Annotated in this window: 10 protein-coding genes and 3 pseudogenes; 7 read left to right on the forward strand and 6 right to left on the reverse strand. The window is 69.6% G+C overall.

Annotation, left to right across the window (positions count from 1 at the left end; translation table 11 throughout):
• Window positions 1-926, forward strand: a pseudogene (locus LRR16_RS23830) (RND transporter); the annotation flags it as partial.
• Window positions 927-974: 48 nt separating this feature from the next.
• A complete protein-coding gene (locus LRR16_RS23835) occupies window positions 975-1,850 on the forward strand; it encodes a VacJ family lipoprotein (RefSeq protein ID WP_232207309.1) in 876 nt (291 codons plus the stop codon).
• 137 nt (window positions 1,851-1,987) lie between these two features.
• On the opposite strand, the pseudogene LRR16_RS23840 reads toward LRR16_RS23835, so the two are convergent.
• Together LRR16_RS23840 and shc are read right to left on the reverse strand one after the other, a co-directional pair.
• Window positions 1,988-2,596: pseudogene (locus tag LRR16_RS23840) on the reverse strand (hypothetical protein); the annotation flags it as partial.
• A complete protein-coding gene (gene shc / locus LRR16_RS23845) occupies window positions 2,584-4,665 on the reverse strand; it encodes a squalene--hopene cyclase (protein ID WP_370646879.1) in 2,082 nt (693 codons plus the stop codon). The pseudogene LRR16_RS23840 and the gene shc, both read right to left, overlap by 13 nt.
• Window positions 4,666-4,926: 261 nt before the next feature.
• Between shc and LRR16_RS23850 the strand changes: the two genes are divergently transcribed.
• Together LRR16_RS23850 and LRR16_RS23855 are read left to right on the forward strand one after the other, a co-directional pair.
• Window positions 4,927-6,177, forward strand: coding sequence for a CaiB/BaiF CoA-transferase family protein (locus LRR16_RS23850; RefSeq protein WP_232207297.1), 1,251 nt, complete (start codon window positions 4,927-4,929; stop codon window positions 6,175-6,177).
• Window positions 6,174-7,097, forward strand: a complete 924-nt coding sequence (locus tag LRR16_RS23855; protein ID WP_232207298.1) for a citryl-CoA lyase — start codon at window positions 6,174-6,176, stop codon at window positions 7,095-7,097. Before LRR16_RS23850 ends, LRR16_RS23855 begins: the two co-directional genes overlap by 4 nt.
• Before the next feature lie 32 nt (window positions 7,098-7,129).
• Here LRR16_RS23855 and LRR16_RS23860 read toward each other — a convergent pair whose 3' ends face one another.
• From LRR16_RS23860 to LRR16_RS23875, 4 genes are all read right to left on the reverse strand, one after another.
• The gene (locus tag LRR16_RS23860; protein WP_156526429.1) at window positions 7,130-8,443 is read right to left on the reverse strand and encodes a diguanylate cyclase; all 1,314 of its coding nucleotides are present in this window, start codon (window positions 8,441-8,443) and stop codon (window positions 7,130-7,132) included.
• Between the two features lie 161 nt (window positions 8,444-8,604).
• On the reverse strand, window positions 8,605-9,333 hold the full coding sequence (locus tag LRR16_RS23865) for an IclR family transcriptional regulator (protein ID WP_232207299.1): 729 nt from the start codon (window positions 9,331-9,333) through the stop codon (window positions 8,605-8,607).
• Window positions 9,334-9,591: 258 nt separating this feature from the next.
• The gene (locus tag LRR16_RS23870; RefSeq protein ID WP_232207311.1) at window positions 9,592-10,599 is read right to left on the reverse strand and encodes an isocitrate/isopropylmalate family dehydrogenase; all 1,008 of its coding nucleotides are present in this window, start codon (window positions 10,597-10,599) and stop codon (window positions 9,592-9,594) included.
• A 181-nt stretch (window positions 10,600-10,780) separates the two neighbouring features.
• A complete protein-coding gene (locus LRR16_RS23875) occupies window positions 10,781-12,166 on the reverse strand; it encodes an alpha/beta fold hydrolase (RefSeq protein WP_232207300.1) in 1,386 nt (461 codons plus the stop codon).
• A gap of 425 nt (window positions 12,167-12,591) precedes the next feature.
• Between LRR16_RS23875 and LRR16_RS23880 the strand changes: the two genes are divergently transcribed.
• From LRR16_RS23880 to LRR16_RS23890, 3 genes and pseudogenes are all read left to right on the forward strand, one after another.
• Complete coding sequence (locus tag LRR16_RS23880) at window positions 12,592-13,716, forward strand: TRAP transporter substrate-binding protein (protein ID WP_023264387.1); 1,125 nt, start codon at window positions 12,592-12,594, stop codon at window positions 13,714-13,716.
• Between the two features lie 15 nt (window positions 13,717-13,731).
• Window positions 13,732-14,325 (forward strand): annotated as a pseudogene (locus tag LRR16_RS23885) (TRAP transporter small permease subunit); the annotation flags it as partial.
• A gap of 209 nt (window positions 14,326-14,534) precedes the next feature.
• Window positions 14,535-16,478 (forward strand): TRAP transporter large permease subunit, encoded by a 1,944-nt coding sequence (locus tag LRR16_RS23890; RefSeq protein WP_232207301.1) that lies wholly within the window; start codon window positions 14,535-14,537, stop codon window positions 16,476-16,478.
• The last annotated feature ends 5 nt before the right edge of the window (window positions 16,479-16,483 follow it).

The following is a 16,483-nucleotide window of genomic DNA, read 5'->3' on the forward strand; positions in this document are numbered from 1 at the left end:
CGCTCTTCCGATCTCCGCCGTCCACCGACGCGCTGCGCGTGGCCGCGCTGCGCCGCGCCGCCTCTCAGCTTGAACTGGCCGCAAACACCCGCTCGGCGCCGGGCACCACGCCGGCGGCCGGCGTGACCGAGGCACGGCGGCTGGCCCAGGCGCTGCGCAAGCTGGCCGATGCCGATGCGGCGACCCGCGGCCGCGCCGAACGTGCGATCGCCCTGCCGTTGCGGCTGGGACTGGCGGGCCTGGCGCAGGCGCTGCAGGCCGAGCGCGTCGGCATCGATTCGCTGCCGCGCGAGCTGGTGCGCGACTGGCTGACGCCCGACGGCCGCGCGCTGGTCACCGTCAGCCCGCGCCTGCCGCCCGGCGAACGGGCGCGCGAGGCGGCGCTCGATGTCTTCGTTCCCACGGTACTGGCGATCGCGCCGGAAGCCACCGGCGGGCCGATCGCGGTGCGCGGCTCGGCCCACACCATCCTGAGCGCGTTCGCACAGGCCGGCGCCTGGGCGGTGTTGTCGATCGCGGTGCTGCTGTGGCTGACGCTGCGCCGCTTCGGCGACGTGCTGCGCACGCTGGTGCCGCTGCTGGTCTCGGCGGTGCTGACGCTCGAGCTGTGCGTGGTGTTCGGCATCGCGCTGAACTTTGCCAACGTGATCGCGCTGCCGTTGCTGCTTGGCATCGGCGTTGCCTTCAAGATCTACTATGTGATCGCATGGCGCGAGGGCAAGACCGGCCTGCTGCAGTCGAGCCTGACCCATGCGGTACTGTTCAGCGCGGCCACCACCGCGACCGCGTTCGGCAGCCTGTGGCTGTCCAACCATGCCGGCACCGCCAGCATGGGCAAGCTGCTGGCGCTGTCGCTGGTCTGTACGCTGGCCGGCGCGGTGTTTTTCCAGCCTATCCTGATGGGACGGCCACGCCAGTCGCGCTGAATTGTCCTGGACCGCGGACGGACCGACCACGACGCCACCATGATCGCCATGCCAGAGCCCTCGCCCCCTTCGTCTCCTTCGTCTCCTTCGTCTCCTTCGCCCGCTCCATTACTGCTGCGCCGGCTGGCCCAGCTGGTGCCGCTCGCCGCGCTGTGTTGCGGTGCCTGCGCGACCGGGCCCAACGCCAACCCGGCCGATCCGCTGGAACCGATGAACCGCGCGATCTATACGGTCAACGACAAGATCGACACCTATGTCGCCGTGCCGGTCGCCAAGGGCTATCGCCGCGTCACGCCGCAGCCGGTGCGCACCGCGGTGACCAATGTGTTCAACAACGTCGGCGACGTCGGCAACGCGATCAACAACCTGCTGCAGGGCAAGGGCGTCGCGGCGGCCGAGAGCGTGATGCGCGTTGCGATCAATACCGTGCTGGGCCTGGGCGGGCTGATCGATATCGCCACGCCGGCCGGGCTGCCCCGGCATCCACAGGATCTTGGCCTGACGCTGGGCACCTGGGGCGTGCCGTCGGGGCCGTATCTGGTGCTGCCGCTGTTCGGGCCCAGCACCGTGCGCGACGGCATCGGCATGGCCGGGGACGTGTTCACCGATCCGGTCACCTACATGGACCCGGCCTGGCGCAACAGCCTGTTCGCGCTGCAGTTCATCAATACGCGCACCAATCTGCTCGATGCCACCAGCCTGCTGGAGCAGGCCGCGCTGGACAAATACAGCTTCGTGCGCGACGCCTATCTGCAGCAGCGCCGCCAGCGGCTGCGCGGCGGCGAGGCCGGCGATCTGCCCGACTATGGCGATGACGGCGACGACCGCGACGAAGGAGACGAAGGAGACGGCGCGGCGGGCGGCGCTTCGCCATCGACTGACGCACCGGGCTCGGTCCCTGCTCCGGCTCCCGCCGCCCCATGATCGCGCGATCGACCCGCCGAGCACCGCAGTGCGGCCGCCAGCCGGCGCAATCCCCGTTGCGCCGCGGCGGTATCGCCGGCAAGCCGCAGCAGTTCGCGCAATTGCGCGGGTTGCTTGAGCACGCTTGCGCATAGCGCGCGCATCGCGATGCCGCCATCCGCGCCGAACGCGGCCAGTGCGGCCGGCGGAATGCGCCGCCCCGCCGGATCGGCGATCGCCCGGCACACGACGAAAGGCAGCCCCGCCGCGCGCGCTGCGGCGGCGATCCGGTGCGATTCCATGTCGACCGCCACCGCGCCGGTCGCCGCATGCAGCGCCCGTTTGTCGGCAACGGCCGCGGCCGGCGTATCGACGCCCGCGATGGTTCCGCCGACGGCCGCGGGCAATGCCAGGCGAATCGCGCTGGACCAGCGGGCATCGGTGTCGACGCGCGAGCCTTGCGTGGCGACGGCATCGGCCACCATCACGCTGCCAGCCGGCAGCGCGGGGTCGAGCCCGCCCGCCACCCCGAAGCTGATCAGCCCCGCATAGCGCGACGCCGATCCTGCGTCGTCATGCAAGGCAGCGATCATCGCGGCATTCAGCGCGCCATCCAGCGCGGCATCCAGCGCATCGCCGCGCAGACCGCTCAGCGTCGTCGCGCCGGGCCACGACAGCAGCCGTGCCTCGAAGGCCATGCCGGTGACGACGAGCCAGCGCGGCGCGCCGGCATCGATGCGGCTGCCGGTTTCGCTCACATGCCCCATGGCATGCGGCCCGCGGCATCGTTGGCGTCGGCCGGTTTGCGGACGCCCTCGAGATTGCGATATCGCGCCAGCGCCCACAGCGGGAAATACCGCGCATAGCCGTGATAGCGCAGATAGAACACGCGCGGAAAGCCGACCGCGGTGAAATGCTGCTCGTCCCACAGCCCGTCGGCGCGCTGCTCGCGCAGCAGATAGTCGATACCGCGCGCGACCGCCGGCAGACCGCGGCAGCCGGCCGCCATCAGCCCCAGCAGCGCCCAGGCGGTCTGCGACGGCGTGCTCGGCGCGCTCTCGTGGCCGCGGTAGTCGAGCCGGTAGCTGCTGCCGTCCTCGCCCCAGCCGCCGTCGTCGTTCTGCACCGACAGCAGCCATTGCGCGGCGCGGCGGACCGGCGCCGCCTCGGGCCCAAGCCCCGCCGCCTGCAGCGCGCACAGCGCGCTCCAGGTGCCATACAGATAGTTGGTACCCCAGCGTCCATACCAGCTGCCGTTGGCCTCCTGCTCGCCCAGCAGATAGCGCAGCGCCTGCGCGGCGGCGCGGCTGTTTGCAGGCAATTGGCCCAACTGCGCCAGCATCGACAGGCAGCGCGCCGACACGTCGGCGGTCGGCGGGTCGAGCAGCGCGCCATGATCGGCGAACGGGATGCTGTTCAGATGACTGTGCGTGTTCTCCGGTTCGAACGCGCCCCAGCCGCCGTCGCTGCTTTGCATGCCTTCGATCCATTCGCGGGCCCGCGCCAGCGCGGGCTCGACGCGGCCCTGCCAGCGCGCATCGCCGCGCGCGGCGCGATCGAGCGCCATCGCCACCACGGCGGTATCGTCGACATCCGGATAGTGGGGATTGGCATACTGGAAGGCCCAGCCGCCGGGACGCAGACCGGGCCGGCGCACGGTCCAGTCGCCGCGTACGTCGAGCACCTGCAACGGCAGCAGCCAGTCGAGCGCCCGCCGCGCCGCCGCCTGCGCGCGCTCGCCACCGGCTTCGAGCATCGCATGGCAGGCCAGCGAGGTGTCCCACACCGGCGAAAAGCACGGCTGGCAGTACGCCTCCCCCCCTTCGTCGCCATGCTCGACCAGCAGCCGGTCCAGCGCCGCGCGCGCCTGCGCGGCCGCCGGCTCGTCGCGCGGCACGCCGAGCGCGTCGAACATCATCACCGCATTGACCATCGCCGGAAAAATCGCACCCAGGCCATCGTCGCCGTTCAGGCGCTCGCGCACGAACTGCTCGGCGCGCTCGATGGCCCGCTGACGCATCGGGCGCGGCGACAAGGGCTCGAGCACGCGCAGCGCGACATCGACGCCGCGAAACACCGCATACCAGAAGCGGCTCTGATGCGGCGCCCTGCCCGGCATCCGCGCGGCCTGGCTGGGCCGGCGAAACAGTTCGTCGATGCCGACGCGGCGCGGATTGCGCGCGCAGGGGCGCAGCGTGTTCAGCACCAGCAGCGGCACGATCACGGTGCGCGCCCAGTACGAGATCTTCGACAGATGAAACGGAAACCACAGCGGCAGCAGCATGATCTCGACCGGCATCAGCGGCACCGCGCGCCACGGCATCACGCCATACAGCGCCAGCAGCGTGCGGGTGAACACATTGCTCGCTTCGGCCCCGCCCAGCGCCAGGATGCGCTCGCGCGCGCGCCGCATCGCCGGCGCGTCGACCGGCTCGCCGATCATCTTCAGTGCGAAGTACGCCTTGACGGAGGCGCTGGTATCGGACGCGCCGCCATGAAACAGCGGCCAGCCGCCGTCCGCGTTCTGCCGGCGCAGCAGATAGCGCCCGATGCGCGCCTCCAGCGCGGCATCGGCCGGCTCGCCCAGATAGTGGACCAGCAGCACGTATTCGGACGGGATCGTGGTATCGGCTTCGAGCTCGAACACCCAATGGCCGTCGGCCCGCTGCCGCGCGATCAAGGCGTCGACGGCGTGCACGATCGCGGCATCGAGACGCGGGTCGGTGGAAGCTGGGAACGAAGGGAAGGACGGCGCGAGGGAGGCGGCGGAATCGGGCCGAGCCTTGGTGGCCACGGGGTCGGCAGCGGACGGCGAACCGTTCAACGCGATCTGGATTTCAGCCACATCACTCCTCGTCACGCTATGACATCGCGAGGCAGCCGGCCGGGGCGGGACCACGACCGGCGCGGGAAAACTCGCGATCGGTGTTGGGGGTCGGGCGATTATAGCAACCAGGCCCAAAGCGGGCCGGCCCCGCCCGCTCGCCTTGACAGCCCCGGCCCCGGGCTTCTATGCTGGCACGCATTGTTCCTTTGAAAAGACCGATGTTCTGTTGTTAAGAATAAATGGAATGTCGGCGCACTTGCCGCACTCGCAATGAATCCCGACTCCGCCAACGGCAACCCGTCCGGGTCAGCCCACCAGTCCCCCCGCAAACCCTTGCGCGGCATCCGCGTGCTAGACCTGACCAATGTGCTGGCCGGCCCCTTCTGCTGCCACCAGCTCGCGCATCTGGGCGCGGACGTGATCAAGGTCGAGACCCCTGGCACCGGCGACCTGGCGCGCCAGCTGGGCGCCGATGCCGAGCTGAACCGCCGGCTGATGGGCGTGTCCTTTCTCGCGCAGAACCCCGGCAAGCGCTCGATCACGCTGAACCTGAAGCATCCGCTCGGCAAGCAGGCGCTGCGCCGGCTGGTGCAGCAGTCCGACGTATTGGTCGAGAACTTCCGGCCGGGCGTGATGGCGCGGCTGGGGCTCGGCTACGACACGCTGAAGCAGGACAACCGGCGGCTGATCTATTGCGCGATCTCGGGCTTCGGCCAGGACGGTCCGCTGGCCGACCTGCCCGCCTACGACCAGATCATCCAGGGCATGGCCGGCGTGATGAGCATCACCGGCGATGCGCAGACCGCGCCGTATCGCGTCGGCTATCCGGTCTCGGACACCGTCGGCGGGCTGACGGCGGCGCTGGCGGTGGCTGCGGCGCTGGCCGACCGCGACCGCACCGAGGGCTATCTGATCGACGTGTCGATGCTCGAATCGACGCTGGCGACGATGGGCTGGGTGGTGTCGAACTATCTGGTGGCCGGGCGCGAACCGGCGCCGATGGGCAACGACAACATGACCGCGAGCCCGTCGGGCACGTTCCGCACCGGCGACGGGCTGATCAATATCGCCGCCAACAAGCAGGAACAGTTCGAGGCGGTCTGCCGCGTGATCGGCCGGCCGGAGCTGGCGGCCGACCCCCGTTTCGCCGAACGGCAGGCGCGGCTGCAGCATCGCGCCGCGCTGCAGGGGGAGCTCGAAGCCGAACTGACGCGGCAGCCCACCGCGCATTGGTGGCCGCTGCTGAACCAGGCCGGCGTGCCGGCCGGTCCCGTCTATACGGTGCCGCAGACGCTCGCGCATCCGCAGGTCGCCGCGCGCGGTCTCGTCGCCGAGTTTGCCGATGCGCCCGGCGTCGGGCGCGACCTGCGTCTGCTGCGCACCGGCTTCAAGCTGGACGGCGCCACGCCGGCGGTCGATGCGCCGCCGCCCGAGCTGGGCCAGCACACGCGCGACATCCTTCTCGAACTCGGCTATACGGCCGAGCAGATCGACACCATGCAGGCGGAGCAAGCCCTATGACCGCATTCGACCCCGCCAACCCCGACGCCGGGCAGCGCCGCGCCCAAGACTGGTGGCACAGCGCCATCATCGACATGCAGCCCGGCGTGATCCGCTATCGCGGCTATCCGATCGAGCAACTGATCGGGCGGGTGTCGTTCGCGCAGATGATCTGGCTGATGCTGCGCGGCGAGCTGCCGCCGCCGGGCCAGGCCGCGCTGCTCGACGCCGCGCTGATGTCCGCCGTCGACCATGGCCCGCAGGCGCCCAGCATCGCGGTCGCGCGGATGGCGGCGACCTGCGGCGTCGGGCTGAACAATGCGATGGCGTCGGCCGTCAATCTGCTTGGCGACGTGCACGGCGGCGCCGGCGAGCAGGCGGTCGCCCTCTATCTCGACATCGCCGCGCGCGTCGACACGGGACTGGCACTGGCCGACGCGGTGCGGGCCGGTCTGCAGGCCTGGCGCGAGCTGCACGGCAAATATGTCTCGGGCTTCGGCCATCGCTTCCATCCGGTCGATCCGCGCGCGCCGCGGCTGCTCGAGCTGGTCGACCAGGCCGCGGCGGACGGCGTGGTGGGCGGACGGTTCGCCGCAATCGCGCGGGCGGTGGAGATCGAACTCGGTGCGGGACGATCGCGGCCGGTACCGATGAACATCGACGGCGCCACCGCGGTGATCTATGCCGAGCTGGGTTTCCCGCCGCCGCTGGCGCGTGGGCTGTTCTGCCTGTCGCGCTCGGTCGGCATCCTCGCGCACGCGTGGGAGCAGACCGAGCAAGGCGGCCGCAACAAGGGACCGATGCCGCGCGAATTCATCTGGACCTACGACGGACACCCGCCGCGCGATGTGCCGGAGACACCGTCGAGCGACCCGAGAAGCGACCCGAGAAGCGACCCGAGAAGCGGCCCGAGAAGCGAACCGCCAGACGGCGAGCGGTAGTCAGTGTGCGAGTCGAGCTCGCGGCTGGCGCGTCAGCGGCCATCGCCGGAGAGATCGGCCTCGAGCGGGATGTCCGAGGCCGCGGCGGATTCCAATCCGGACGCCCCGGCCTGCCGTTCGGCGCTGGCCGCCGCCATCGCCTCCTCGCGCTCCAGCGTGGACGCCAGCACATAGCGATCCCGCCCGCGCCGCTTGGCCTCGTACAGCGCGCGGTCGGCATGGCCGAACAGCTGCTGCCACAGCCCCACCGAATCGGAACCGTCGTCACGCAGCTGGGCGACGCCGATGCTGACGCTGGCGAACTTGCCGGCCGGCCCCGGCAACGGAATCGCCCGTACCTTGCGCAGGATCCGCCGGGCCAGCGCGGTCGCCTGATGCTCGTCGGTATGGGGGCACAGCACGCAGAATTCCTCGCCGCCGTAGCGGCCGGCCACATCGGAGGCGCGGCGCGAATTGTCCAGCGCCTCGGCGATTGCCTGCAGCACGGCGTCGCCGGCGCGATGGCCGCTGCGATCGTTGACCTGCTTGAAGTGATCGACGTCGATGACCAGGCAGGCGACCGCCTGCCGGTTGCGCAGCGCCGACACGATCAGCCGGCTGGCGGCGTTGTCGAGTGCGGCGCGATTGAGCAGGCCCGTCAGGCCATCGATGCGGGCGCCCCGCTCCTTGTTGGCGATCACCTGCTCCAGCGCCATCACGGTGAAGCCGAACAGCCCGAGCAGCGTCGCCACCAGCGGAGCCAGCACCACCACCGCGTTATAGGTGGCGTCGTGGGTCAGGCTGGCCGCGTTGAACGGCGACGGGGAAATCGCGCCGTCGCTTTGCCAGGCCACGGCCGCGCCGTAGAGCTGCGCGCACAGCTGGACCGCGCTGGCCAGCAGCACCAGCGGCAGCCCGATTTCGCTATGGCGCACGCGCGATCGCAGCAGCACCAGGATGGTCGCCAGCGACAGCAGCGCCAATGCGACATAGGCAACCCGATGCAGCTGCAGCACCGGCTGCGGCCCGGTCAGCGCATCGAGCGAGGCGGCGACGGCGATCACCACGGCCGCGCCCTGGATGCGAGTGAATCCGGGCAAACCCTGATGCACGCGCACGCCGCCATAGATCGTCAGCTTGCCGGCCAGATAGACCATCGCGGCCACCGCGCCGACCTCGACCACATGGGCCGTGGCCGCATTGAGGGTCAGCGCCAGACCGCCGGCCGACAGCACCAGATGGCCGCCGGCCCATAGGCGGCCGGCATCGGTGCGGATCAGCGCGAACACAAGGCCCGTCGAGATCAGCAGCGTGCTCGAAAACACCACCATCATGACGATCACAATGCTGTGCTGGTCTAGCTGCACGGTATCCCTCGGAAAATGCCGCGTTGCATATGCCCCGGCGGCACGGCCGCTCGTCCCAAAAACCTTTGATGATAGCTGGCGCACCGGCGCGGGGCATCCCCCTTGAGTCGGGCATCGGGCCGCCGCGGCAGCGGGCGTGCCGCCGCTGGGCCAATGCCGGCTCAGTCTTCGAAGGGGAAACTGCCGCCCAGCGTTTCGGTCAGCGCGCGCGCGGCGCGCAGCACGTCGGTGCGGAAATCGGGCCGATAGCGCGAGGCCGGACAGGTCAGCGTCAGCGCGCCGCGCAGCTCGCCGCCAGGACCGAACACCGGGGCCGACACGCCGGCGATATCGGGCACGCGGTCGCCGACCAGCGTCGCCACGCCGTCGCGGCGGATGGTGTCGTACAGCTGGCCGCGCGCACCGGCGAAGGCGCGCAGCACGCGGCCGCCGGCGCCGCGGTTGCGCGGCAACAGGTCGCCGGCGCGGGCGTGGTCACGCACCGGCTGCGGGGAATCGACGCGATACAGGCAGAGCCGGTGTTCGCCCTGCTCGATATGAAAGGCCGCGCTCTCGCGGGTGTCCTGCACCAGTTGGCGCAGCACCGGCATCACCGCCGTTTCCAGCGAGAACGACGCGGCATAGACCGCATGCAGCCGCGCGACTTCGGGGCCGAGACCGTAGCGGCCGTCGGCGTGGCGCACCACCAGCCGCGCGTGCTCCAGCGAAGCGAGCAGCCGCAGCAGCGTGCTCTTGTACAGGCCCGAGCGCTGCGCCAGCTCGGCCAGCGTCAGCGCGGTATCGCCCAGCCGAAACGCACGCAGCAGAAACAGCGCGCGATCCACCGCCACCGTGCCGCCTTCGGCGGCATGCTTGTCGGCTTCGGAAACCTGGGCGGCTTTACGGGGCATGGGGCGGAACAGCGCGCCATCGACGCGCAATCAACGAGGTCCGCGCACCGTATAGAACGGCCCCCGCTTTGTCAATGCAGCACAGGCCAGGCCGCGAAGGACGCAAGCCGCTGGGTCCCCGCTTCCGCGGGACGTCGGGTGGCCAGACCCGTTGCATACCGCTGTCGTCCCCGCGCAGGCGGGGACCCAGTGGCTTTGATGTCGCCGCGAAGGACGCAGGCTGCTGGGCCCCCACCTTCGCGGCGACAACGGCATGGTTCACCCCAGCCGCCGCACCACCGCGTCCGCGAACTCGCGCGTGCTGGCCTTGCCCTTCAGGTCCCCGGTACGCACGTTGTCCTCGTTCAGCGTCCGGTCGATCGCGGCGCGCATCCGCTGCGCCAGGTCCTGGCGGCCGACATGCTCGAGCATCAGCCCGGCCGCCAGCATCAGCGCGACCGGATTGGCGACGCCCTTGCCGGCGATGTCGGGCGCGGAGCCGTGCACGGCCTCGAACACCGCCGCGTGCTCGCCGATATTCGCCCCGGGCGCCAGGCCCAGCCCGCCGACCAGGCCGGCGATCTGGTCCGACAGGATGTCGCCGAACAGGTTCGTGCACAGCAGCACGTCGAACTTCCACGGGTCGAGCACCAGCTGCATCGCGCAGGCGTCGACGATGCGGTCGTCCATCTCGACCCGTCCCGCATAGTCCGCCGCCACCTCGCGCGCGGCCTCGAGGAAGATGCCCGTCAGCGCCTTCAGGATATTGGCCTTGTGTACCACGGTGACCTTCCTGCGGCCGTTGCGCAGCGCGTATTCGAAGGCGAAGCGGGCGATCCGCAGGCAGTCGGCGCGCGTATTGGTGCCGGTGGAGACCGCCACCGCGCGCGGATCGTCGCCCACCGCGATGTAGTAGTCGTGCGCGACATAGAAGCCGCCGACGTTCTCGCGCACCAGCACCAGGTCGATGTTCTCGTAGCGTCCCGGAACCAGCGTGCGTGCGGGCCGCACGTTGGCGTACAGCTGGAACAGCTCGCGCAGCCGCACGTTGACCGAGCGGAAGCCCCCGCCCACCGGCGTGGTCAGCGGCCCCTTCAGCGCCAGGCCGGTGCGGCGGATGCTGTCCAGCGTCGCTTCGGGCAGCGGATCGCCGCTGGCCTCCAGCGCGGCCATGCCGGCCTGCTGCGTTTCCCAGGCGAACGGCGCGCCGAGCGCGTCGAGCACCTGCAGGGTGGCATCCATGATTTCCGGGCCGATGCCATCGCCGGGAATCAGCGTGGCCGGGATGGCGCCGCCGCCGCTGTTGCTGCTGTTGCTGCTGCTGTGGCTATTGCTGCTGGCCGCGGGGTCGATCTTGTTGGTCGGATTTGCATCGGTTTGCACAGGCGGTCTCCACAAAATGACAATGGCTACGGATGACGGTGGCACGCCGGCGACGGCCGGCCAGGGCCCGCGGACACGGCCTCGCTCAGCCGCCAGGCGCCGTGCCGGCGGGGCTGGCGCCCGCCTCGGCGGAGCCCAGGGCCGCCTGGCCCTCCCCTTCCACCGGCGCAGCGCGCGTGCGCACCACCACTTCCGAATGCAAGGTTCGGTGCACCGGGCACTTGTCCGCGATCGCCAGCAGCGCCTCGCGCTGCTGCGCGTCGAGCGGCCCGCGCAGCGTCACCTCGCGCTCGATCCAGTCGACCTTGCCATCGCGGGTGTCGCACTCCGCGCAGTCCGCGGCATGGATCTTCTCGTGCCTCAGTGACACGCTGACGTGTTCCAGCGGCCAGCCCTTGCGTTCGGCCACCATCCGGATCGTCATCGACGTGCAGGCGCCCAGCGCGGCCAGCAGCAGATCGTAGGGCGCGGGTCCGCCGTTCAGGCCGCCGAACGAGACCGGCTCGTCGGCCAGCAGCTGGTGCTTGCCGACCGTGACCTGCTGCTGGAACTTGCCCGCGTGGTTTTCCTCGACGCGCACCAGCCCTTCCTCCACCGCGGCGGCCGGCAGCGTGGCCGGATCGATGCCGAGGTAGCGCTGGCTCCAGGCGGCGATCGTGTTGGCGACATAGGTCGCGTCCTCGCGCCGGGTCAGCAGATGGTCGGCATGATCGAGCGAGACAAAGCTCTTCGGATGGCGGGCCGCGATGAACAGCTGCGTGGCATTGTCGATGCCGACCGTGTCGTCGAGCGGGGAATGCATCACCAGCAGCGCGCGCCGCAGCCGCGACACCTTGGCGAGCAGCGCCTGCTCGGCGACGTCGTCGAGAAACTGCTTGCGGATGCGGAACGGGCGGCCGGCCAGCTGCACCTCGGCCTCGCCCTGCGCGGCGATGGTGTCGGCGTGCTCGCGCAGCAGGCCGACCACGTGCGACGGGTCGCTCGGCGCGGCGATGGTCGCCACCGCCCTTGCCTCCGGGATGCTTTCGGCCGCGGCCAGTACCGCGGCGCCGCCCAGGCTATGGCCGATCAGCAGCGCCGGCGCCTGCAGATGCCGGCGCATATGGTCGGCCGCCGCGTGCAGATCCGCGACGTTCGACGAGAAATTGGTGTTGGCGAAATCGCCGCCGCTGCCGCCCAGTCCGGTGAAGTCGAAACGCAGCACCGCGATGCCGTGCTGGGTCAGCGCCTGCGCGATGCGGCTGGCCGCCACCACATCCTTGCCGCAGGTAAAGCAATGCGCGAACAGGGCGTAGGCCTTGACCGGCCCCGCCGGCATATCGAGGCGGCCCGCCAGCGGCTGGCCGTCGTGGCCGGGGAACTGGACTTTCTGGTTGGGCGCGCCGGGCGAGTTCGGCGAGTTCGGCGAGTTCGGCGAGTTCGGCGAGTTGGGCGAGTTGGGCGAGTTCGGTGAATTCGACGGATCGGGCATGCGTGGCTCCTGGCGAAAAAAATGGCGGGATGGCCGGTCTTTGCTACTGTAGCCGCTCCGTCCGCCGAAGTGGCCGAAAGGTCATGCAAAACCGGGCGCCGATGACCCATTGAGGGTCCGTGACAGTGGCCTCGCCAGACATGGAGCAGACAAGCACGAGACAAGATGCAGACATGCTGTAGAGCCCCGATTTACACGCGGCGACAAGGCCGATCCGTCACGGGTAATCCCTACATTGTTGCGCTTGGTTGCAATTCCTAACATGAAGTCAATTACAAACCACTTGCACGCCGCCCCCTGAAAACGGCAGTCGCCATCGGGCCGGCCACCGCATCGCAATTCCAGACGTCGCATCAACGGTTCGAGGCTGGCGCACTCGCGGCGCTGCCTCCGGTGTCGTCAACAGCAGCAAGGGGGAAGACAGCATGGCAGCGAAAAACAAGCGCGGTGCGGTATCGCGACGGGGATTTCTGGGCGGGGCGGGGGCTGCGGTCGGTGCAACGGCGCTGGGATTCCCGGCGATCGTCAAGGCACAGGGTCCGGTAACGATGCGCTGGCAAAGCACCTGGCCCAGCAAGGACATCTTTCACGAGTTCGCCGGCGACTTCGTCGCCAAGGTCAACGACATGTCGGGCGGCGAGCTGAAGATCGAGCTGCTGCCGGCCGGCGCGGTCGTCAAGGCGTTCGACCTGATCGACGCGGTCAGCAAGGGCACGCTCGACGGCGGCCACGGCGTGATCGCCTACTGGTATGGCAAGAACTCGGCGCTGGCGCTGTGGGGATCGGGGCCGGCCTGGGGCATGGACCCGAACATGCTGCTGGCCTGGCACAAGTACGGCGGCGGCAAGGAACTGCAGCAGGAGATCTACCGCAGCCTGAACCTGGACGTGGTGTCCTTCCTGTACGGACCGATGCCGACGCAGCCGCTGGGCTGGTTCAAGAAGCCGATCACCAAGCCGGAGGACTTCAAGGGCCTGAAGTTCCGCACGGTCGGCCTGTCGATCGACATCTTCACGGGCCTGGGCGCCGCGGTCAACGCGCTGCCCGGGGCCGAGATCGTGCCGGCGATGGACCGCGGCCTGCTGGACGCTGCCGAGTTCAACAACGCGAGCTCGGATCGCGCGCTCGGCTTCCAGGACGTGTCCAAGGTCTGCATGCTGCGCAGCTTCCACCAGTGCTCGGAACAGTTCGAGATCCTGTTCAACAAGAAGCGCTACGACGCGCTGCCGCCCAAGCTACGCGCACTGATCGCCAACGCGGTGGACGCGGCCTCGGCCGACATGTCGATGAAGGCGATCGACCGCTACTCCAAGGACTATCAGGCGCTGCAGCAGCAGGGCGTGAAGTTCTACGCGACGCCCAATTCGGTGCTGCAGGCGCAGCTGAAGATCTGGGACGAGGTGGTGGCGCGCAAGGAAAAGGAAAACCCGATGTTCAAGAAGGTCAACGATTCGATGAAGGCGTTCGCGATGCGCAGCACCCGCTGGCAGAACGACACCAACGTCGACTACCGGATGGCCTCGGCGCACTACTTCAGCAAGCGCAGCTGAACGCGGGGCGCGATCGTGCAAGGCCTGCTGCTGGCGATCGACAGGATCAGCACCCTGATCGGTCAGGCCGCCTCGTGGCTGATCGTCGCGTTGACGCTGATGATCAGCTACGAGGTGTTCTCGCGCTATGTCCTGTCGGCACCGCACGCCTGGGTGTTCGACGCGAGCAATATGCTGTACGGCGCGCTGTTCATGCTGGCCGGCGCCTATACGCTGGCCAAGCGCGGACACGTGCGCGGCGACATCCTCTATGGATTCCTGCCGCCGCGCGCGCAGGCCACGATCGACCTGGTGCTGTACCTGGTCTTCTTCTTCCCCGGCGTGATCGCGCTGGCCTGGGCCGGCATCGACTTCTTCGAGGTCTCGCTGGCGCAGAACGAGCACTCGTCGATCGCGGCCGACGGCCCGCCGATCTATCCGTTCAAGGCGGTGATTCCGGTGGCCGGCGCGCTGCTGCTGTTGCAGGGCGTCGCCGAGACGATCCGCTGCGTGATCTGCCTGAAGCGCGGGCATTGGCCGATGCGCGAGGGCGACGTCGAGGAAGTCGACGTGGACAAGCTCAAGCAGATGGTCAGCGCCGACGCCGCGGCCGGCACGGTGGCAACGCCGGCGGTCGGGGAAGGTGGCGAAGTGCGGGATCACCGCAATGAGCGGGACGAACGGCATGACCGCGACCAGGTCGATGCGCCGGTTCAACGCGACGCGCCCACTACCGATCCCGGTCCACACCATCCCGGCCCGGCGGATCCGCACCTCCCCCGCGATCGCCACGACGATCGCGAATCGAAGCCAGCGCGCGAAACCGACGGAGCGCCGCGATGAGAAAGGAACTATGGTTCGGCGCCACGCTGATGGCGCTGATCGTCGTCGCGGTGCTGGTGCTGATGCCCTCGCCCGCCGATTGGACCAACGGACATCTGGGCCTGCTGATGCTGGCGCTGATCGTCGCGGCGATCATGCTGGGCTTTCCCACCGCGTTCACGCTGATGGGCATGGGCGTGCTGTTCGCCTGGCTGGCCTATCGCCATGCCGACCCCAACATCGCCGTGCAGCAGACGCTGGACCTGATGGTGCAGCGGACCTATGCGGTGATGACCAACGACGTGCTGATCTCGGTGCCGCTGTTCGTCTTCATGGGCTACCTGGTCGAGCGCGCCAACCTGATCGAGCGGCTGTTCCGCAGCCTGCATCTGGCGCTGGCGTGGCTGCCGGGCTCGCTGGCCGTGGCCACGCTGATCACCTGCGCGGTGTTCGCGACCGCCACCGGCATCGTCGGCGCCGTCGTCACGCTGATGGGACTGCTGGCGCTGCCGGCGATGCTGCGCGCCGGCTATAGCGCGTCGCTGTCGGCCGGCGCGGTCACCGCCGGCGGCTGCCTCGGCATCCTGATCCCGCCGTCGGTGCTGCTGATCGTCTACGGCGCGACCGCCGGCGTGTCGGTGGTGCAGCTGTATGCGGGCGCCTTCTTCCCCGGCCTGATGCTGACCGGCCTGTATCTGCTGTACGTGATCATCCTCGCGAAGCTGCGGCCGCGGCTCGCACCGCCGCTGCCGCTGGCCGAGCGCGAGGTCCCGCTGCCGCCGCTGCAGCAGCGGCTGCGCGACACCATCGGCACGCGTGCGCTGCCCGCGCTGGTCACCGCGCTGAAGGGCAAGCGCAACGCCGCCATCCCGACCGGCCAGCTGATGCGCCAGTTCGGCATCGCGGTGCTGCCGGCATTGGTGGTCGCGCTGCTGATGGGCTCGATCTACGCCGGCGTCACCGCCGCGCCGCCGGCGGCGGTGGATTCGACGCTGATGGAGCTCGGCGCGCAAAGCAGTGACGATGCCGCGGGCCTCGATACGCTGGCGCCGCCGCCGAGCGAGGACAGCCCCGCTGCCGCGGCGGCGACCCCGAGCGTTCCGGCTACCCCCGCCGCTCCCCCCACTCCCGCAGCCGAAGCACCGCAAGCCGACGCCGCGCCGAGCCCGCCCGGCGCCGACACCGCCAATCCGCCGGCCACCGCGCCGCAGGCGCCCAACTGGTTCTGGATCACGCTGGCCGTGGTCTGCGTGGCGATGCTGTACTTCTACTGGCGCTTCGACTTCGCGCGGATGGAGATCTTCAAACAGCTGCTGTCGTCGTTCTTCCCGCTGGCGGTCCTAATCCTGGCCGTGCTCGGCTCGATCGTGTTCGGACTGGCCACGCCGACCGAGGCCGCGGCGGTCGGCGCGCTCGGCGGCGCGCTGCTGGCGGCGGCCTACGGCCAGCTCAACTATGGCGTGGTCAAGGAGTCGGTGTTCCTGACCGCCAAGACCAGCGCGATGGTCTGCTGGCTGTTCGTCGGCTCGTCGATCTTCTCGGCCGCGTTCGCGCTGCTCGGCGGCCAGGCGCTGGTCGAGCAGTGGGTGATGTCGCTGGACCTGACGCCGCTGCAGTTCATGATCCTGGCCCAGGTGATCATCTTCCTGCTGGGCTGGCCGCTCGAATGGACCGAGATCATCATCATCTTCATGCCGATCTTCGTGCCGCTGCTGGACAACTTCGGCATCGACCCGCTGTTCTTCGGCCTGCTGGTCGCACTGAACCTGCAGACCGCCTTCCTGTCGCCGCCGGTCGCGATGGCCGCCTTCTACCTGAAGGGCGTGGCGCCGCCGCATGTCACGCTGAACCAGATCTTCGGCGGCATGCTGCCGTTCATGGCGATCCAGGTGGTGGCGCTGGTGCTGCTGTACATGTTCCCGGACATCGGGCTGTGGCTGCCGAGGGTGTTGTATCAGTAGGCCGG

This window comes from Cupriavidus sp. UGS-1, from assembly GCF_021213615.1.
In the GTDB taxonomy this organism is placed as follows: domain Bacteria; phylum Pseudomonadota; class Gammaproteobacteria; order Burkholderiales; family Burkholderiaceae; genus Cupriavidus.